The 18,359-nt window shown below is 31.9% G+C and carries 22 protein-coding genes; 7 read left to right on the forward strand and 15 right to left on the reverse strand.

Annotated features, from left to right (window positions below; all coding sequences use genetic code 11):
- Positions 1-1,479: 1,479 nt before the first annotated feature.
- From CN925_RS15375 to CN925_RS15385, 3 genes are all read right to left on the reverse strand, one after another.
- Complete coding sequence (locus tag CN925_RS15375; RefSeq protein ID WP_098847134.1) at positions 1,480-1,800, reverse strand: hypothetical protein; 321 nt, start codon at positions 1,798-1,800, stop codon at positions 1,480-1,482.
- 392 nt (positions 1,801-2,192) lie between these two features.
- Positions 2,193-2,603 carry a hypothetical protein gene (locus tag CN925_RS15380; protein ID WP_098847137.1) on the reverse strand — a complete coding sequence of 137 codons (411 nt, stop codon included), beginning with the start codon at positions 2,601-2,603 and terminating at the stop codon, positions 2,193-2,195.
- Positions 2,604-2,749: 146 nt separating this feature from the next.
- The gene (locus CN925_RS15385) at positions 2,750-2,935 is read right to left on the reverse strand and encodes a hypothetical protein (protein WP_098847139.1); all 186 of its coding nucleotides are present in this window, start codon (positions 2,933-2,935) and stop codon (positions 2,750-2,752) included.
- Between the two features lie 207 nt (positions 2,936-3,142).
- Here CN925_RS15385 and CN925_RS15390 point away from each other — a divergent pair, with 207 nt between their 5' ends.
- The gene (locus tag CN925_RS15390) at positions 3,143-3,901 is read left to right on the forward strand and encodes a L,D-transpeptidase family protein (protein WP_483295205.1); all 759 of its coding nucleotides are present in this window, start codon (positions 3,143-3,145) and stop codon (positions 3,899-3,901) included.
- A gap of 333 nt (positions 3,902-4,234) precedes the next feature.
- Here CN925_RS15390 and CN925_RS15395 read toward each other — a convergent pair whose 3' ends face one another.
- The 5 genes from CN925_RS15395 to CN925_RS15415 form a co-directional block, all read right to left on the reverse strand.
- The gene (locus CN925_RS15395) at positions 4,235-4,432 is read right to left on the reverse strand and encodes a hypothetical protein (protein WP_098847142.1); all 198 of its coding nucleotides are present in this window, start codon (positions 4,430-4,432) and stop codon (positions 4,235-4,237) included.
- Between the two features lie 114 nt (positions 4,433-4,546).
- On the reverse strand, positions 4,547-4,981 hold the full coding sequence (locus CN925_RS15400) for a hypothetical protein (RefSeq protein WP_098847144.1): 435 nt from the start codon (positions 4,979-4,981) through the stop codon (positions 4,547-4,549).
- A gap of 283 nt (positions 4,982-5,264) precedes the next feature.
- Entirely contained in the window at positions 5,265-5,972 is a 708-nt protein-coding gene (locus tag CN925_RS15405) for a DNA alkylation repair protein (protein WP_098847145.1), read from the reverse strand.
- Between the two features lie 203 nt (positions 5,973-6,175).
- Positions 6,176-6,604: a hypothetical protein gene (locus CN925_RS15410; protein WP_098847148.1), complete on the reverse strand. Its 429-nt coding sequence runs from the start codon at positions 6,602-6,604 to the stop codon at positions 6,176-6,178.
- A 215-nt stretch (positions 6,605-6,819) separates the two neighbouring features.
- Positions 6,820-7,518, reverse strand: a complete 699-nt coding sequence (locus tag CN925_RS15415) for a hypothetical protein (protein WP_098847151.1) — start codon at positions 7,516-7,518, stop codon at positions 6,820-6,822.
- A 256-nt stretch (positions 7,519-7,774) separates the two neighbouring features.
- Here CN925_RS15415 and CN925_RS15420 point away from each other — a divergent pair, with 256 nt between their 5' ends.
- Positions 7,775-7,957 (forward strand): hypothetical protein, encoded by a 183-nt coding sequence (locus CN925_RS15420; RefSeq protein ID WP_069034392.1) that lies wholly within the window; start codon positions 7,775-7,777, stop codon positions 7,955-7,957.
- Positions 7,958-8,083: 126 nt separating this feature from the next.
- Here CN925_RS15420 and CN925_RS15425 read toward each other — a convergent pair whose 3' ends face one another.
- From CN925_RS15425 to CN925_RS15435, 3 genes are all read right to left on the reverse strand, one after another.
- Positions 8,084-8,863 carry a DUF817 domain-containing protein gene (locus tag CN925_RS15425; RefSeq protein ID WP_098847180.1) on the reverse strand — a complete coding sequence of 260 codons (780 nt, stop codon included), beginning with the start codon at positions 8,861-8,863 and terminating at the stop codon, positions 8,084-8,086.
- Positions 8,864-8,939: 76 nt separating this feature from the next.
- Positions 8,940-9,158, reverse strand: coding sequence for a helix-turn-helix domain-containing protein (locus tag CN925_RS15430; RefSeq protein ID WP_098847154.1), 219 nt, complete (start codon positions 9,156-9,158; stop codon positions 8,940-8,942).
- A 10-nt stretch (positions 9,159-9,168) separates the two neighbouring features.
- Positions 9,169-9,651, reverse strand: coding sequence for a DUF2975 domain-containing protein (locus tag CN925_RS15435; RefSeq protein WP_098847156.1), 483 nt, complete (start codon positions 9,649-9,651; stop codon positions 9,169-9,171).
- 310 nt (positions 9,652-9,961) lie between these two features.
- Between CN925_RS15435 and CN925_RS15440 the strand changes: the two genes are divergently transcribed.
- Genes CN925_RS15440 through CN925_RS15450 form a run of 3 tightly spaced genes read left to right on the forward strand, consistent with a single transcriptional unit; the run spans position 9,962 to position 11,308 of the window.
- Positions 9,962-10,303 (forward strand): PadR family transcriptional regulator, encoded by a 342-nt coding sequence (locus CN925_RS15440; RefSeq protein WP_098847159.1) that lies wholly within the window; start codon positions 9,962-9,964, stop codon positions 10,301-10,303.
- The gene (locus CN925_RS15445; RefSeq protein WP_098847162.1) at positions 10,296-10,778 is read left to right on the forward strand and encodes a hypothetical protein; all 483 of its coding nucleotides are present in this window, start codon (positions 10,296-10,298) and stop codon (positions 10,776-10,778) included. Before CN925_RS15440 ends, CN925_RS15445 begins: the two co-directional genes overlap by 8 nt.
- Positions 10,775-11,308, forward strand: coding sequence for a permease (locus CN925_RS15450; protein WP_098847165.1), 534 nt, complete (start codon positions 10,775-10,777; stop codon positions 11,306-11,308). The genes CN925_RS15445 and CN925_RS15450 overlap by 4 nt, the downstream gene beginning before the upstream one ends.
- 130 nt (positions 11,309-11,438) lie before the next feature.
- Here CN925_RS15450 and CN925_RS15455 read toward each other — a convergent pair whose 3' ends face one another.
- Complete coding sequence (locus CN925_RS15455; protein ID WP_483295206.1) at positions 11,439-12,146, reverse strand: serine/threonine-protein kinase; 708 nt, start codon at positions 12,144-12,146, stop codon at positions 11,439-11,441.
- A gap of 383 nt (positions 12,147-12,529) precedes the next feature.
- On the opposite strand from CN925_RS15455, the gene CN925_RS15460 reads away from it, so the two are divergent.
- Entirely contained in the window at positions 12,530-13,114 is a 585-nt protein-coding gene (locus CN925_RS15460; protein ID WP_098847168.1) for a VanZ family protein, read from the forward strand.
- A 131-nt stretch (positions 13,115-13,245) separates the two neighbouring features.
- Here CN925_RS15460 and CN925_RS15465 read toward each other — a convergent pair whose 3' ends face one another.
- From CN925_RS15465 to hflX, 3 genes are all read right to left on the reverse strand, one after another.
- Positions 13,246-14,541 carry an MFS transporter gene (locus CN925_RS15465; protein ID WP_098847171.1) on the reverse strand — a complete coding sequence of 432 codons (1,296 nt, stop codon included), beginning with the start codon at positions 14,539-14,541 and terminating at the stop codon, positions 13,246-13,248.
- Positions 14,542-14,901: 360 nt separating this feature from the next.
- Positions 14,902-16,173, reverse strand: a complete 1,272-nt coding sequence (locus tag CN925_RS15470) for a methionine gamma-lyase family protein (RefSeq protein ID WP_098847173.1) — start codon at positions 16,171-16,173, stop codon at positions 14,902-14,904.
- A 3-nt stretch (positions 16,174-16,176) separates the two neighbouring features.
- A complete protein-coding gene (gene hflX / locus CN925_RS15475; RefSeq protein ID WP_098847185.1) occupies positions 16,177-17,433 on the reverse strand; it encodes a GTPase HflX in 1,257 nt (418 codons plus the stop codon).
- A 137-nt stretch (positions 17,434-17,570) separates the two neighbouring features.
- On the opposite strand from hflX, the gene CN925_RS15480 reads away from it, so the two are divergent.
- A complete protein-coding gene (locus CN925_RS15480; protein WP_286138406.1) occupies positions 17,571-18,218 on the forward strand; it encodes a trimeric intracellular cation channel family protein in 648 nt (215 codons plus the stop codon).
- The last annotated feature ends 141 nt before the right edge of the window (positions 18,219-18,359 follow it).

Below are 18,359 nucleotides of genomic sequence, written 5' to 3' on the forward strand. Positions count from 1 at the left end.
TTGACCCAGATACTCCGGTTGCTCCGGTTACTCCTGTTACTCCGGTTGACCCTGTTGCCCCAGTCTCACCTGTTACTCCTGTTGACCCTGTTGCCCCAGTCTCACCTGTTACTCCAGTTGACCCTGTTGCTCCCGTTGACCCTGTTGCTCCTGTTGCTCCGGTTGACCCTGTTACTCCTGTTGACCCTGTTGCTCCTATTGCTCCTGTTGACCCTGTTGCCCCTGTTACTCCTGTTGTTCCTGTTGTTCCTGTTACTCCGGATGCCCCTGTTACCCCAGTCTCACCTGTTACTCCAGTTGTTCCTGTTACTCCCGTTACTCCGGTTACTCCTGTTGCTCCAGTTGAGCCTGTTACTCCGGTTACTCCTGTTGTTCCTGTTGGGCCGGTTGACCCTGTTACTCCGGTTACTCCGGTNNCCTGTTGTTCCTGTTGTTCCCGTTGTTCCTGTTGTTCCTGTTGTTCCTGTTACTCCGGATGACCCTGTTGCTCCAGTTGAGCCTGTTACTCCGGTTACTCCCGTTACTCCCGTTACTCCGGTTACTCCTGTTGTTCCTGTTTCCCCGGTTGCTCCGGTTACTCCCGTTGTTCCTGTTGCTCCTGCTACTCCTGTTGCTCCTGCTACTCCTGTTGCTCCTGTTATTCCGGTTACTCCAGTTGAGCCAGTTGAGCCAATCATCCCAGTTATTCCTGTCGCTCCGGTTATTCCCGTTATCCCAATACCAGTTACTCCAGTTGCCCCGGTTGCTCCGGTTGCTCCAGTCACCCCTTGAGGACCAGTTTTACCTTTTTTACCTCTAGGTCCCCTACAACACTTATCACAACAGTAACATTCCTTCGAATCTTTACATATACAGTCTTTACACTTACATTTCTTACAGTCTTTACAACCGCAGTCCTTACACTTATGTTTCTTACAGCTTTTACAATCGCAGTCTTTACACTTATGTTTCTTACAGCTTTTACAATCGCAGTCTTTACACTTACATTTACAATCTTTGCAATTACAAGATTTTCTATTTTCTTTGTTGTCTTTACCCAAATTATCACCTTTTCTAACTAAAGAACCAATTTGGAAATAAATTCTTGTCCATTTTTCATACCAATATAATCTTATGTACCAACATTAAATATTGATTATGTTAGAAGTCCATGTAAAATTTGGTAATTTTTTACATAGTCAAATAGATAAAAATATTTGACTTATACTTTTATACTCAATAAAAAAAAGAGGATATTTATTATCCTCCTAAAATTATAGTTGTGCTCTAACGATGTAACGTGAATACGTTATAAGCAAACCATCTTTCTGGGCATTTCGCTCAAATATACGAATTGCTTCTGATAAATGCTCTTCAAATACTTCCATTAATATGGATTGTTTTTGGCCAAGCATCTTAGTTTTATTACATCAAGTTTGTTCGGTACTTAGGAAATACTAAAAAATCCTTAGTTTTACTAAGGATTAAAAATAATTTTAATTATGATAAACGCACGCTTGATTTAGAATATACAAGTTCATAGTATTCAGACATTTCTTGTTCTGTTACATTGTATCTTCTTTGAATTTCATTGTGTTCTTCCAATAAGTTTTTTGACCATTCCATTGATTGTCTATCTGTTATTCTACCACTCTTTAATAACATTTTATTTTTTGCAATTTCTGACCTGAATTTAAGTTCGAAATCTGCAATTTCTATGATTTCTTCAGGAGAATGTTTTTCTTCGTTATTGCTAGAATTGCCATTCATTATAAGTATAATACCAATTACTACTATTAAAATTACAATAAACCATACCACAATATCACCACCTTTCATTTTCATAATATCATGTATAAATAACTAATAGTTAAACATTTCCAAAATTTAGTCCTAAATGTCTATTCCTGAAAATGATGAGAGAGTGTCGTTGAAAAAACTATTCATTCAATATGTCTTTTTCCTATTTTTTTTCTGATTATTTTCGAAAATAGCATCATTTCCACTTTAAAAAAGGTATTTCATATAAATTTTCTTCATAGTCAACGCGTTTAAAATTTACTTCTTTTCATACTTCATTTTCTTTTTTATTTATCTGAATTCAATTAATGGAGAAAAACGATCATAAAATATATAAAGGAACTTCAACTAATTTGAAGTTCCTTTTTTCATATTATTAAACTGGTAGAACATTTTTTCTGCTTTCTAAAACCTTATTCATTTTCTATTTTCACCATTAATTTCCCGTCTTTATAAATCGTTAAGTAAACAGTGTCACCGACTTTTAGGGCAGAGTTGGAATTTTTATCTATTATTTCTTTTTCGGTAAATCCGTATTTCTCAGAATCATCACATACAATTTGATACTGATTTTTATTATCTGTTTTTGCAAGTTCGATCACTTCACAAACACTAGTTTTTAAATTTGAATCTACATTCATTAATTCTTCTTTATTAACCAGCGTAATGGTACTTTTGGATTTAGGAATTTTGATTATAATTGGATGTGCTTTAGCATGATTAAAATTAATAATAGCAATAGATATGATGATACCGAGGGTTAAAACAAAGGTACCTATTATTATTCCTGCTGTCTTCAATTTTTCAATTTTATCTTTATCCAAATTAAAGTACACCTCATCTTTTTAGTATCTATATTCCCTAAAACAAAATGAAATCCTTCTTTTAAGTTTCATACAAAAAAGGCCTTTTACATCTTTAATGTAAAAAGCCTTTAACTCTTTTTAAATATAGCGTCCAATTACTCATATCACTTTGATAGCTTGCTAGATTTCCTCCAAATTAAAGAAAACAATAGAAGTAAGATTCCTACTGAACATCCAATCATTTGATCTAACAAAAATTCACCTGTACGAATAATGTGTATGATAAAAGTCCCACCAAAAATAATGATGATTAGTAATGATAGTTGGAGCATATACTGATTAATTTTCATCTTTTCACCTCACTTCTTTAAATATACCATTTTTTTACAAGTTTATTAATCTAACTATACAAATCAAATGGACTATAAAACACCGTTACAATTGTAATGTTTTTTAATAATTTTTATCATATTTGAAAAATTTGACACATGGACAACCTCTATCATCATAGGATTAATTGATTAAGATTTTGAAAAAATGATCTGGGAGGGAAGGTATTGATTAGAAAACTGCTTACTGTTTTAATTTTAACCTGTTTTATGTTTGTTGGTTTTGGTATTAAACCTAGCCAGGCAGCTACATCTCAATTTATTATTATTAACAAAGCAACAAATCAACTAGCTTATTATGAAAATGGGAAACTCTACAAAGTTTTTAAAGTAGCAACAGGTAGAAGTCCATCTCTGACGCCAGAAGGTAAGTTTAAAATTGTAAATAAAATAGTAAATAGACCTTACTATAAAGGTAACATTCGTGGCGGGGACCCTAGAAATCCGCTAGGAAACCGTTGGCTTGGATTAAATGCTCGTGGTACATGGGGAACTACATATGCTATCCACGGAAACAATAATCCGAGCTCGATTGGAAAATACGTAAGTAGTGGTTGTGTTAGAATGTATGATAATGAAGTAGAATGGCTTTTTGCTAGAGTAAAATTGAGCACACCTGTTGTCATCACAACTTCAAGTAAATCATTTGACTCAATCGCAAAGGCTAATGGGTATAAGATAACAAGTAGTAGTGGTGACTCTAATGCAGTTATCCCAAGTGGAACGATCTTAAAAAAGGGCAGTCGTGGTACTACAGTTAAAAAGCTTCAACAAAAGCTAACATCACTCGGCTATAGTACAAAGGGTGTCGACGGGATCTTTGGGAACAATACTGAACAAGCCGTGCGCAAATTCCAAAAAGCTAAGCATTTACAAGTTGACGGAATTGTAGGACCTGCAACGATTAAAGCACTTGGCGGTTTATAAATTCGAATTTTAATAGAGGATATTCCTCTATTTTTTTTTGTTTATTGTAATTATTTTACTCTAATAACTTAAACACATAATTTGGCTTTATTTATATTTAACTAATTAAAAAGCCTATTAACTCCAATAAATTTCGACTTCAACTTTGATCACTAGATTATTCTAAATTATTCATAATCAAATTCATTAGAAAGTTGTTGAGGTTAAACAATTCCAAAATTTAAAATTTCTTCATTGCCTTTATTCTCACTATGTAAAAACTTTTTAATCGTTATTCGAATGTAGATACCCGTTTCCATATAAAAAGACTACCTAAGCAGCCTTTTGTTGTAGTCATACACTTTTTTCATCTTCAAATTCAAGCTTAAAATAATTAACAACACGGCTATAAAATGGGTATATGATCCCAATAACGAAAAGAATCCAACCAATATTTGTGAGATATCTTGGACCAGCAAAATTAGAAAAGTAAGTTAATGTTACAATTAATAATCCAAACAAAATATACAAAGTAGGTATTAATTGTTTCATTATGATCTCCTTTTACATTTTTATTTTTTATAGCTTTTTTGAACTCTCTTTTCCTAAAAGGATAATAGAGTATTTATCTAGATTAGTATAATGAATAGTTTATTCAAATAAATACTATTCACTTGTCAAAATTAATTTTCTTGTTTCGATATCATATATTTTGTAACTAATTTCAAAATTATGATCTTTAGTCACTGTCACTTTACAATAATATGGAATTGATTTCCCATAAACAGCCAGTTTAGGAATGTCCTTGAAAGTAAATATTTCATCTTGGTCTATTAAATCAAAATTTGCTTCGGAAATACGGCCTGAAGAATCAATTTCTATCACACATCTTCCACTGACAACATCATATTGTTTAAACACAACAGATTTAAGACTTGGAAGTGTAATCGCTAAAATTAGGGCACCAAGTAATAAAAACCCAAGACCTTTTCCAATTTTTACTAATGTATATTCTCGATCAATAAATATTGGAATAAATATAAAAACTGCTCCTATTATTAAAAAGACACCAATTATGAGCATGGAATAATATGTAAACATTTTTTCACTTCCTAAAACTACAATCTACCAATAATTTTGTGAGTACTTCTTCAAATACTCTTACTTATATAAAATTTAAAATCAGCTATTTAATTAAAGTCATTCGATACAGTATATTTATTTCCGAATTTCAGTATCTTGTAATTTTAAACAACTTCTTTTTCATCTAGATCATTGCGGTGATATAGTTAATCTTTAAAAATGATTCTCCATCTAATCAAGAATAGTCTATAATCGAAATTTTATTATCTAGAAATATTTCTAAAAAAGACATTACAATCCATTAACACCTCACATGTTTACGCTTAAATCCTAATAGACCTTTATCTAAATCTTTTTGAATTTTTTCAGAGCAAAGTAAAATAGTACTTTTTTTCTTGTCCTTTTTGATTTCGACTGGTCCAATTCCTTTTGCAGTTTCAACTGCTTTTTCATGTTGAGGTAAATATGAAATGGCTACTGTATAAATAAAATTATTCATAGCAGATTTTGTTCTTTCAGGGGATTCATGGATGGTATCTTTTACTTGATCAAGCATAGTTGAAATCTTGTTCGAGTCAAAATCAATATCCGAGCGATTCCCTAATAGCCAACAGTAACAGCTCCAACCAGCTGACATTTTAAGTTCGTCTCCGCTTTTAATCCATTTATCGGCTACCTCTTGTGCAATATTTGCTTCGGCTAAAGTAACTGCAACTACATAGTCAGAAAGCATATAGAAATAAGCTCCATCAATCCATCTCTCAAAATCTTCTTCAGTCATTTTCAAAGGCTCTGCAATAATTCCCGCAAAATACATGGCATCGTAATTACCTGTTGCATATAATTGATCCGCTAATTGTTGATTTAGTTTAATTTTTTTAGCGATCGGTTTCATTGCCCCTGTTGCAACCCCAAATAGTGGTTCATGTGCACCATTTCTTATGTATGTCTTTTTTGTCCGTTCCTTACCAAGTGCTTCAAGCTCCTGCATAACTGTTTCCAATTCCACTCTTTCACACTTCCTTTCTTCACTTTCCTACTACACCGTTTCCTTTAATCCATCATTTTTATCATGTAATACTAACTACAACAATATTATATCATTTCTTCTACTACTGAACTGCACATCTAACTATCCAACCAATTCTTCCTTATAAAACTCAAAAAAAATAAGTTGCCATGGTCACACATTTTCGAGAAAATAGGTAATCATTACAACTCTATATAATTAATTATATTTTTTATTGAATTGGCTTTCTCAATACCAATGCTTCGATATCCATTAAATCCATTAATCTTTATGATTGCACCACTATTTGTGAACCAAAGTAATGAACTGTATTCAACCGTTTGATCTATTGGACTTCTGAATGATAACTGAACATCATATTTAGATAAGTCTAAAATTGGTTTGTCTATTTTTTTACTAAATAAAAATATTTCTTCTAATTGATTTAATTTTTCTTGTTTTTCTACTTTCACTGGTTCAAATTTAATGACATTTTTTCCAAATTTTGTGTAGTTGTAACCAATCCATATTTCATTTTTCGTTTTGCTGTGCTTCATTTTTTCAAAATAAAATCCACCTAAGCATAAAGCTAGTATTGAAGCAAAAATCAAGAATTTATATGCCTTTCTCAAATATAGTCCCTCCGTAATAAAATCAGCTTTCTAATATAGTATAACCATATTTTACCATTTTAATAGTTAATTTAATATAAAAAATGTTCTAATTTCATCAAACTTTCACATATTTTATCAAAGACTAGTTTTTCGAAGTGAGTGAAGATCATGAATTTATGTTTCGACTTATAAGATTATTATGTAAAGTAAAACACGCTTTACTAATTTGCGAGTTAATTTGGTAAAAATTTCATTATTTCATTTGACAAAATTGACGTATCCCATGGATGCCAGTAATAGTTAGCACCGTCAAATTCAATAGCATATTTATAAGCGATTGCCTCACCTGTATACAATACTACTTCATAATGTGTAGAATCTGTATCATTATGAATTGGTTGAAAATTCAAATCATCTTTACTGTTGCTTAAGATTTCCAGAAAGTTTACTATTTTTTCTTTTTCTTTAATCTCTGATATTTTTTTCTCATCAGGTGAATAAGATTGGTAGATTTCAATCAGATTAACTTTTTCGATTGGCACATCTTTAAAATACCACTTATAATCAATTGTTCCTCTTGCATAATAGATTTTATATCCATTTAATGCAGTTTTGTCCTTTATGGCAATACATTCAGGATTATCTTTAATTGAATAAATTTCTGTTCCTTTCTCATGAAATGCTGCATCCCCATCTTTTATTTTATAACTGGTATTTGTAACATGATCTGCTACCTTAAATTTTACTTCCCCTACTTTTTCATCAATAAATTTTTCATTAGCCAAAATTCCCGATTGTATGCCATTGTACTCAACCCCATTTAATCTAACAAAGTCTACCCACTCTATAATTGATTGACTTTCTGTAGGGATAAAACGACAAGCAACTAGTAGTAAAGGTAATATGATAAACGATAGCTTAAACAGTTTCATTCTTTTGATTAAACCCTCCTAAAAATAGTCTTTTTTACATAGTATTCAATTTCTTTAATGAAATGACCTTCCTAGATTCACACCAAAAAGGTTGAATAATAAACTAGAATATCAATCTATTAAAAGATGAAATAGGACCTTAAATGCCCCACTCTTTATTTTTCCGTGACAAACGCACATTTTTTCTAAAAGCTTGTCTTTGAAAGCACTTACATTTCGATTGCACATAAAATGTATTGAATGGAGGGATGAATAAATGGAAAGAATTTTTTTAATGTTAGCTAGTATTATTGCTGGTTTTGCTTTAATCAAAATGCCTTTAGCAGGTACATTCTTATCTAGCGTAGAGCCATTAACAGATTTAATTGGTATTTTAGCTATTTTAATTTTCTCCCTATTCCTAATATACAAAGGGTTTATGAATCTTATCGGTAAGTAGGAAAAATATTAGGTTTAGGCATCTTATTGCAATATATTAACGATACAAATTATTAAATTAACCTGTATCAGATTACTAGTTAATCTAAGATACAGGTTATTTTTTTGATACCAAACAGTAATACTTTTACATTTTTGCTTTTTTAGTGTTTTTTCCTTTTACCCTCTTCAATGTTGCTACGATCAGAAAGCTCACAATTACTAATAAGAGCCATGAACTTACTTTCCCTAAATGAACTAAACTCCATGCAACCGACTGATTTGGATATTGCCATGCACCAAAAAACGTTGCAATATTTTCGGCAATCCATATAAAAAATCCGATTAGTACAAAAGAGAGTGCAATTGGCATACGGTACTTAATCCCATGAACTTCATAAATGACCCAAGATTTCCAAAAAACAATTATGACAAGTCCAGATAACCACCAACGAACGTCGATCCAAAAATGGTGCGTAAAGAAATTTAAATAAATTGCTGCTGCAAGTGAAGCAACTACAAAAAATGGTGGCCAATTAATGAGTTCAACATTCATCCTTCTCCATGCTTGACATAAATAACTTGCAACACTTGCGTACATAAAACCACTATATAATGGCACTCCAAATAATTTGGAGTATCCTTCCCCAGGATATGCCCATGAACCCATATGTACCTTAAAAAGTTCAAGCGCAAGTCCAATTAAGTGAAATAGTGTGATTACCTTTAATTCATCAAATGTTTCAAGTCTAGAACGCACCATGATCCATTGCATCAAAATACAAATCAAAAGTAACCAATCATATCGTGGCAATAATGGTAGGTGTACAATTTTAGTAAAAGCTAAAGAGGCAAAAATCACAACAGGAAAAATACACGATAAAGCCTGCTCCAAACCAAAGCGGACAAGTTGTTTAACGGCTTTTATAAAATGTGACTCATCCTTTTGAAGTATTAAATTCACAATTAGCTCTCCTTTATATATTGATATCAATCATATCGATCTACTTGTTGTCTTCATCATTTTGATATGCCAAAATATCTCCAGGTTGGCACTCTAGTGCCTTACAAATCGCTTCTAAAGTTGCAAAACGAATCGCTTTTGCTTTACCGTTTTTCAATATAGAAAGATTCGCCATCGTAATCCCAACCTTTTCTGAAAGCTCGGTTACACTCATTTTCCTTTTTGCTAGCATTACATCAATATTGATAACTATTGCCATGTTCTTCACCTCAGACTGTTAAATCATTTTCTGATTTTATATCAATCGCTTCTTTCAAAAGCCTTTCGAGAACGGCTGCAAAGACTGCAATTACCAATGAAGCAAAAATAAAGACCATACCAATAACAATAATTCCTGGTGCGTCATCCATATCTGCAATTAAATAAAAAAGTGGCAATCCTAGTACATACAATACACTGATTACGATCGCACTAAATTTTATTTTCTTTAAAGCGTTAACCGATAGTTCCGAGAAGGCTTTATTTTTATCAATGTAGCATAAAAGTTTAAAAGCTTGATAAAGAGCGAAATAGAAAGGAATTGCTGCTAAATAAAGATCTATAAAAATGAAATATTTCATTAAAGTAATATTCGGATACAACTCAGCAGCATATTCTGCAATCTTCGGAACTACAAATATACACAATGCAAGAACTGGCAACCCGATAAGAATCACTACTATTTTTAAAAAGAGCGTAGATCCCCGTTTCATAAAAGCACCTCACTAAATTATTTTCAATATGAATTTAACATATTATTTATCGTTTTACAATAAATTATTGTTGTTTTTTATTATATTATTATTGTTATAAAAATATCCTTACTTTTTATATATAGGAAAGAAGCATTTCACAACTAAAGAAATGCTTGTGTAAAAACTTAATCATCCGATCTCTTTCCAGAAATAAACTAAAAGATTAATTTTAATCTTAGTAACATATTACTGTTAATAACAGTATATTGTTATTAACAGTACGAAATTATTTTTTTGGAAGTATACGAATTTAGGAGGTTAACTATTTATGAAACATACAGGCCGACATACTGGCGCTTTTCTTTTATTGTTTTTAACAGAGGGGGATAGCTATGGAGGGAAACTTTTGCAGAAGTGTGAAGAGGAACTGCCTATCAATCCAATTGACAGTTCCATATTATATCGAACATTAAAGCAATTAGAGACGGAAGGTGCTGTTGAATCTTATTTATGTACATCCGAACAAGATAAACCGATCAAGATGTATAAAATTACTGAATATGGAAAAGAAAAATTAGAAGAATTTCAAATAAATATTGAAGAAAAGCTGAAGAATTTATCATTTTTCTTGAGCAGATACAAAGTATGGAAGGAGAAAAGTCATGATTAATGCTTCGATCCTATACAGTTTAGCAATCATTCTTACTAGTATCTCTTTTATAAAGGATCGAAAGAAAACAAAAGATGCACTATTAAAGTCATGGATAATGTTTTGTAATATTTTTCCTGAAATTTTAACGATCATGTTTTTTGTAGGACTCTCCTTATCCTTATTAACACCTACAATCGTTTCATCTATTATTGGGGAACAGTCTGGAGTGAAAGGAATTATACTATCTACATTAATTGGTTCTGTAGGACTAATTCCAAGTTTTGTCGTTTTTCCTCTAGGAGAAACATTGGTCCAAAACGGTGCTGGCCTGCCCCAAGTAGCATTATTAATGTCAACGTTCATGTCAGTAGGAGTTATTACATTACCTATGGAACAAAAATTCTTTGGAAGAAGTTTTGCATATGCACGTAATGCAAGTGGACTTTTAATGTCTCTTATATTTGCATATATAATTTGGTTGGTGATGGTATGAGTCAATTAAAAAAATATCGTTTCTTTTTTATTTTATTAGTAGTGTTCATCGTTCTTCCACTAATAAACCACTCACTTGGGATGAAAGCATTTCAGTTAACAGGAAATAGTCTAATAAAAATGTTATTTCTCCTTCCACCAGTTTTAATTTTTGTTGGCCTACTTGACAAATGGGTTGAAAAAGAGACTATTATTAAATATATGGGAAATAAATCTGGTATTTACGGTGTTTTATTTGCTTTCTTACTAGGAGGTATTGCAGTTGGTCCACTATACCTAGCTTTTCCAATCGCGGTACTTTTATTGAAAAAAGGAGCAAGCATTCGCTATGTTGTATTCTTTTTAGGAGTTTGGACAACCGCTAAACTACCTATAGTTATCTATGAATTTGCATCATTTGGTATGAAATTTACACTTATTCATATATGTTTAGGCTTAGTATTTTACTATTTAATGGGAATGATTTTTGAGAAATTTTATCATCATAAACAATTGGTAAATTATGAAGATCAGCAAGATATTTCTATATAAGTATCTACTGATGGATAAATGAAAATAGACACTATTTTAGTTAGCTTTAGTGAAAAAAAGAGCCAAAATGAGAAGCGGGTTATAAAAAACTAAATGAAATACTGAGAACTTAAGAAGACTAGTCCGAAAGCTAGTCTTCTTGCATGTATCTTTTTATCTTCCTCTTGAATTTTTTGTAGAATCTATATGAATGTCTAGTAAAATCTAAGAATTTCAATGGGATTTTAATAGGTACTTTATACAAAGTTTTTTTATATAACTTATAGTAAGCTTTTACTAAATCCTCCCATTTTTCATCCTTTCCTTTTTTGTAAAAATCAGATACATCTACAACATATCCCCTGCCATCCTTCATCATCACATTTTTACCGTGAACGTCGTATGGATTTAGTCCACGACTTTTTGCATACTTAAGCGCAATGTTTACATCCTTAATTACACTCTCATGTATTTTTTCACCAATTGCTAGGGCGTTGTATAACGTAATTCCTTCTAATCTTTTTAAAACTAGATACTTTTCACCAAATTGGATCAATTTCGAATAAGCTGGGTGCTCTCCCAATTGTTTATAGACTTGAACTTCTTTTTCTAAACCATCTAAATCTTTTCCATACACTTTAACAACCACATTTGGTTCAGAATGGTGTACAAAAACAGCAGCATAATTACCAGATCCAATACATTTCCAACCTTCAGGAATATTGTTAACGACTATTGGGTCATTTTGACGTTCACTTTTGAGATATACATTCGGAATCAATTCATTTTCAATTAGATTCTTAAAACTAGATTGATTATAGCTCCTAGGAACATAATTAGGATTTCGTGGTCGTTTCAATCTCCATAGCCCTCCAATAAGCAATATTATTTAAATTATACAGGATTTCATACAAAAAATAAGAGAAACTTCTGTGCGTAACATGAGAAAAAGCGAAAACGCCAATCCCTTAAAATAGTAAGGGATTGGCGTTTTTTGGATTTCCGATAATAAGCTCATATGTTAAATAGAAATGTATAGAACCTAGAAAATATTTTTCTATAAAAATATAATATATGGTAAAATATGGTTTGTGATATGATTAACAATGTTTTAGAATCGTATTATTAGTTAATTAAATAAATACAAAAAAACGATGAAAATATGGAGAAATAGGAAATTTTAAATAGATTACGTGTTAAAGGTTCAAGTAGTTATTAAATTTGTATAAGAGAGGTGAAATAATGCTAACTGCTTTATACCCAAGTATTTTTATTATTTTATTATCATTATTTCTTTTTTTATTTTTATTATTTAGAAAGAAAATTTCCATTCTAAAATTCATTTATCTACTATTATTTTCTATATATATTAGTAGTCTTATCTCTATAACGATATTTCCTTTTCCATTTCAAAAAGAACTGATTGATTTAATGATTGAAGATAAATTAGGTTATAAACACAATTTTATTCCATTTTATATCTTCACAAATATTGTAGGATCAGATTTTATGGAATATGGACTTGGGATTCTTATAAGACAAGTTATAGGAAATATTATTCTTTTTATGCCATTAGGGTTTTTATTGCCCATTCTTTTTCCAACTATCAAAGTAAAAAGAATATTTATGATCGGTTTAGTTACAAGTATATTAATTGAAGCAATTCAAGGAACATCGGGTTATTTTATTGGTTATAACTATCGTGCGGTTGATATTGATGATTTAATTTTTAATTTTACAGGTACTGTAATAGGTGTATTGATTTTCAAAAGTATGTATAAATTATTAAAAAATGAAAATCTATTGTTAGTAAAGAAGACTGTTTAAGAAATATAGTTGGAAGCTTTGGGAGTTGCTAAGTATTTAACTAGGGAGAGCTCTTTTGAATTGTTTTGGAATTCAATTCGTGAACAAATAGGAGCTGATTAATCAGCTCCTATTTTACATTAGATTTCATTTTACATATGAAGCCCTTTTTCGTGATTTTTCTTTCCTCCACGTGACCAAATCACGACTGGTATAAGGATTAGGGACAAAATCCCCCCTGCTAATGATAATGTTGCATAACTTGAATTCGCAACAATCATTCCAGACAATGCACCTCCTGATGCACCTGCTAGTGCGACAAATACATCCACAGTTCCTTGTGTCTTGGCTCGTGTAGTAGAATCTGTTGAATCAACGATTTGAGCAGTCCCACTTATTAAACCAAAATTCCATCCTAATCCTAGTAAAGAAAGCGCAACTACTAGGAGGATCATCGAATTACTTGGTGCCGATGCGGCTAATACTCCAGCTAGTAATAAAGTAGCTCCAGATGCAATCGACATCGCTGTTCGGCCTATTTTATCGACAAGAATTCCTGTAATGAGTGATGGAAGATACATTGAGCCAATATGGAATGCAATCACTATTCCTACTTCATTTAGTCCATGACCGTGATGTTTCATGTGAATAGGTGTCATTGTCATAATAGCAACCATAACAATTTGCGTTAGTACCATTGTCGTTGCTCCGACAGCAATACCTCTCTTTTCTTTCGTACTTTCAATTTGTTTTAAATTTGCTAAATTCACTTTTTGAGTTTTGTTTGACTCGATTATTTTTGATAAAATCAGCGGGTCTGGATTAAGCATTATGAAGAGAAAAAGACCGGCCAAAATAAAAGCTGTGGCAGATAAAATGAATGGACCTGCAAGTGCTGGCACGCTAATGGAGACTGCAAATTTTCCCATTGGACCAACTAGGTTTGGACCTGCAACAGCACCAAATGTTGTAGAAACCATCGCAATACTGATCGCTTTTGCACGTTGATTATTATTTGCTAAATCAGTTCCGGCATATCTAGCTTGCAAATTCGTTGCGGTACCAGCACCGTAAATCAAGAGTGAAGCAAATAAAAGGATAATACTGTTTGTCATTGCTGCAATTACTACACCAATTGCACCAAGTCCACCTGTAATAAATCCTGCAGCAAGCCCAATTCGGCGACCAAATCTTTGAGACAGCCTACCGACAATAAATGCCGCTAATGCTGATCCCAATGTAAAAAGGGATGCTGGTAGTCCTGTAAAAGCATCTGTTCCAAGCATTTGTTGAGCTAGTAATGCACCAACTGTAACTCCGGCAGCTAATCCTGCTCCACCAAAAATTTGCGAAATGCTAACAATCAAAAGAGTCCGTTTGTACAGCATTTTCTGTTTTTCCTCTGAATTCACATAATCCATTGTATAATGATGTGCTCGATTATTCATGTATACCCCTTCTTTTAGTCGTGCGATTTTTAACGAATGATTTCAATATTTCAAAAAATGTTAAACGTTTCATTACATCTACTTTATTTTAACAAATATAAATTTATATCAAACTATTATTTTCTTTTTTTAACAATTGCTGAATCTAAACTGATTTTGACTTCTATATACTGGCATAATCCTCTATTAATAAATAATTAGATAATCATTATCAAATTTTAATAAAAATGTTAAGGTTAATTTAAGAATTTACCTGTAAGATATAGAGTAAGATAATACTTCTTCATTATGAGAGTAAGTCCCCAAATTATTTTCATAAATAAAATAGCTCATGACTTAAAGGTCATGAGCTATTTTGTATTAAATTTCTAATAGATTTTTTTCAATTAATGAATTAACTGCCGAACAAATTGCAATTTTCACATGAGCATATGTTAAACCACCTTGAACGTATGCAACATATGGAGCTCTTATTGGACCGTCTGCTGTTAACTCGATACTTGCACCTTGGATAAATGTCCCCGCTGCCATAATGACATCGTCTTCATATCCAGGCATATAGTTTGCGGTTGGTGTAAAATGAGCATTGATTGGCGAAGCCGCTTGAATTGCCTGACAAAATGCGATCATTTTTTCTTTATCATCAAATTGTACAGATTGAATTAAATCTGTTCTTACTGCATCCCATGAAGGGTTCGTGTTCATACCAAGCTTTTCTAAAAACGCTGCAGTAAATAACGCTCCTTTTAATGCTTGACCTGTGATATGTGGCGCCATAAAAAAGCCATGGTACATATCTTGTAACGCATAAAGAGAAGCACCCGCTTCACGTCCAATTCCTGGAGATGTTAAACGATAGCCACATTTTTCAACTAAATCTTTGCGTCCTACAATATAACCACCAGTTTTAGCAAGTCCACCACCAGGATTTTTAATTAATGAACCCGCCATTAAATCTGCTCCTACATGGCACGGCTCCAGTTTTTCAACAAACTCACCATAGCAATTATCTACAAAAACAATAACATTTGGATCAATTTCTTTTACAAAGTCGATCATCTCTTTAATTTGTTCAATTGTATAGGAAGGTCTTGTTCCGTATCCTTTTGAACGTTGAATACCAATTACCTTCGTATTACTTGTCATTTTATTTGCTACTTTTTCATAATTGATTCGTTCATTATTTACTAATTCGATTGATTCATACCCAATCCCAAAGTCTTTTAATGAACCGTTTCCACTTTCCCCACGAATCCCTACGATTTCCTCTAACGTATCGTATGGCTTCCCTGTAATATATAATAACTCATCACCTGGTCTTAATACGCCAAATAAAGCAGTTGAAATTGCATGTGTTCCAGAAATAATTTGCGGTCTCACTAAACCAGCTTCTCCACCTAAAACATCCGCAAAAATTTCCTCTAATGTATCTCTTCCAATATCATCATAACCATAACCAGTTGTTGGGATAAAATGACTATCACTCACTTTATGCTTTCGAAAACTTTGTAAAACTTTAAATTGGTTATACTCAATCACTTCGTCTATTTCTTTATGGGCTTCTGAAATTAATTTTTCAACATCTGCCACTAATGGTGCAATTTTTTCCCCATTTGATAAAAATTCTAACATTGATTATTGCTCCTTATATCTTCTATATCTTTTAACTGTATCATAAATTGAATGTTCCTTGAAAACATAACCAGTCATTTGATAGATTTCTGTTTCTTCATTAAAGGTGATCGATTCAATCATCGTTAATTTTTTGATTTCATGAATCAATTTCCCTTCGTTTGCAGGTACAAACACTTCAAAATATTCCATGTATTGTTTACATTCAAATTCAATTCTTTGACGTAATTTACTTAAATCATCTTCATTTAATGCACTCATTTCAATAAAACCTTCTGATGGTGACGGAACAAAGTCTTCATGAACTTGATCAATTTTATTATAAACAGTTAAAATTGGAATATTTTCTACATCTAAATCATTCAATAATTTAGAAACTGTTACTTCATGGCTTTTATAATTTTCATGAGATGCATCGACAACATGAAGAATGAAATCTGCTTCCGTTGCTTCTTCAAGTGTAGAGCGGAATGCAGCAATAAGAGAAGTTGGTAAATCCTGAATAAAACCAACCGTATCTGTTAGTAAAGTTGTCATACCATTTGATAAAACAAATTTTCTAGTTGTTGGATCTAATGTTGCAAACAGTAAATCTTGTTCATACACATCAGATTTAGTTAGTCTGTTAAATAATGTTGATTTTCCTGCATTTGTATAACCTACTAATGAAATATGAAACATTTCATTTTTCTTACGTCGCTCACGATAACGTTTACGATGTTCAACGATTATGTTTAATTGCTGTTTAATATCATCAATACGTTTTCGAATGTGACGACGATCAGATTCTAGTTTTGTTTCACCAGGTCCCCTAGTACCAATACCCCCACCAAGTCTTGATAACTCTGTACCTTGACCTACCAATCTTGGCATTAAATATTGTAATTGAGCCAATTCTACTTGTAATTTACCTTCTTTTGTTTTTGCTCGCTGCGCAAATATGTCTAAAATTAATTGTGTACGGTCAATTACTCTTTTTTCTAATCTTGCAGATAAATTGCGAATTTGAGATGGAGTCAGTTCATTATTAAAAATAATAACATCAGGTTCTAACTCTGCAATTGCTGCCTCTAACTCTTCTACTTTACCTGTGCCTATGTATAATGCTGGATGATATTTAGTTCTTTTTTGTGAAGTGATTAAAACTACCTCTCCATTTGCCGTTTTCGTAAGTGATGCTAATTCATCTAATGAATAATTAAAACGATCATCATCTACATTTTGAAGTTGACATCCAACTAAAATGGCTTTTTCTCTCATTTCATTCGTCACAAAATTCCACCTTTTCTATAATCAATTCTAAGCAATAAATATTCTTTACTCTTAACTATCTCTTTATTATAATGATATCTGGACTATTTTTCATCTTTTTATTGGAGGGGCAGGGGAATTGCTTATTGGAAACATGGGAGTTATTTAGCATTATTGGTACTATTTCCTTTGCATTAAGTGGTGCAGTAGTAGCCATGGAAGAAGACTATGATTTATTTGGTGTCTATATCCTAGGATTTGCTACAGCCTTTGGTGGCGGTGCATTACGAAATTTATTAATAGGCTATCCAATTAACTATTTATGGAATCAAACAACAAACTTTACAATTGCGCTAGTTGCAATGACAATTATCTTTTTCTTTCCGCAATTATCAAATAAACCATTTAAAAAATTAGATATTTTATTTGATTCAATCGGTTTATCTGCTTTTGCAATTCTTGGTGCAAATTATGCCATGGAATTAAAATTACCTGTAAGCGCTGTTATTGTAGCATCTGTCTTAACAGGAATCGGTGGTGGGATCGTTCGAGATCTACTTGCAAAAAGAAAACCAATGGTATTACATTCAGAAGTATATGCTTTTTGGGCGATACTTGTAGGTGTTCTAATTGGAAATAAATTTGTTGATTCAAATTTTGAACTTTTATTATTATTCATTGTTATAGTACTGCTTAGACTATTATCTGTGCATTATAATTGGAGTCTACCTAAAAGATCATTTAAAAACTCTACAATTAGTCTAAACGAATCAAGCACTCAAAAATTAAATTAAATCAGTCCAAAAAACAAACCTAATAAAGGTTTGTTTTTTTCATACTATTGAAATAAAACATTGTCAATATAGAACAACAAAAGTCTAAGTATATATTATTAAAGCAAAGATTTTAAAGGTTCATACTCATAACAGGTTCAT

This window comes from Bacillus sp. AFS055030 (assembly GCF_002574545.1).
In the GTDB taxonomy this organism is placed as follows: domain Bacteria; phylum Bacillota; class Bacilli; order Bacillales; family Bacillaceae_G; genus Gottfriedia.

What these genes read in the sequence shown, in the direction of transcription:
- CN925_RS15400 (WP_098847144.1), bottom strand. Translation starts at nt 4,981, where the DNA reads ATGTTTACATATTATTCCATGCTCATAATTGGTGTCTTTTTAATAATA.
- CN925_RS15470 (WP_098847173.1), bottom strand. Translation starts at nt 16,173, where the DNA reads ATGTTAGAATTTTTATCAAATGGGGAAAAAATTGCACCATTAGTGGCA.
- CN925_RS15465 (WP_098847171.1), bottom strand. Translation starts at nt 14,541, where the DNA reads ATGAATAATCGAGCACATCATTATACAATGGATTATGTGAATTCAGAG.
- CN925_RS15430 (WP_098847154.1), bottom strand. Translation starts at nt 9,158, where the DNA reads ATGGCAATAGTTATCAATATTGATGTAATGCTAGCAAAAAGGAAAATG.
- CN925_RS15460 (WP_098847168.1), top strand. Translation starts at nt 12,530, where the DNA reads ATGCTAACTGCTTTATACCCAAGTATTTTTATTATTTTATTATCATTA.
- CN925_RS15395 (WP_098847142.1), bottom strand. Translation starts at nt 4,432, where the DNA reads ATGAAACAATTAATACCTACTTTGTATATTTTGTTTGGATTATTAATT.
- CN925_RS15450 (WP_098847165.1), top strand. Translation starts at nt 10,775, where the DNA reads ATGAGTCAATTAAAAAAATATCGTTTCTTTTTTATTTTATTAGTAGTG.
- CN925_RS15435 (WP_098847156.1), bottom strand. Translation starts at nt 9,651, where the DNA reads ATGAAACGGGGATCTACGCTCTTTTTAAAAATAGTAGTGATTCTTATC.
- CN925_RS15445 (WP_098847162.1), top strand. Translation starts at nt 10,296, where the DNA reads ATGATTAATGCTTCGATCCTATACAGTTTAGCAATCATTCTTACTAGT.
- hflX (WP_098847185.1), bottom strand. Translation starts at nt 17,433, where the DNA reads ATGAGAGAAAAAGCCATTTTAGTTGGATGTCAACTTCAAAATGTAGAT.
- CN925_RS15440 (WP_098847159.1), top strand. Translation starts at nt 9,962, where the DNA reads ATGAAACATACAGGCCGACATACTGGCGCTTTTCTTTTATTGTTTTTA.
- CN925_RS15415 (WP_098847151.1), bottom strand. Translation starts at nt 7,518, where the DNA reads ATGAAACTGTTTAAGCTATCGTTTATCATATTACCTTTACTACTAGTT.
- CN925_RS15420 (WP_069034392.1), top strand. Translation starts at nt 7,775, where the DNA reads ATGGAAAGAATTTTTTTAATGTTAGCTAGTATTATTGCTGGTTTTGCT.
- CN925_RS15385 (WP_098847139.1), bottom strand. Translation starts at nt 2,935, where the DNA reads ATGAAAATTAATCAGTATATGCTCCAACTATCATTACTAATCATCATT.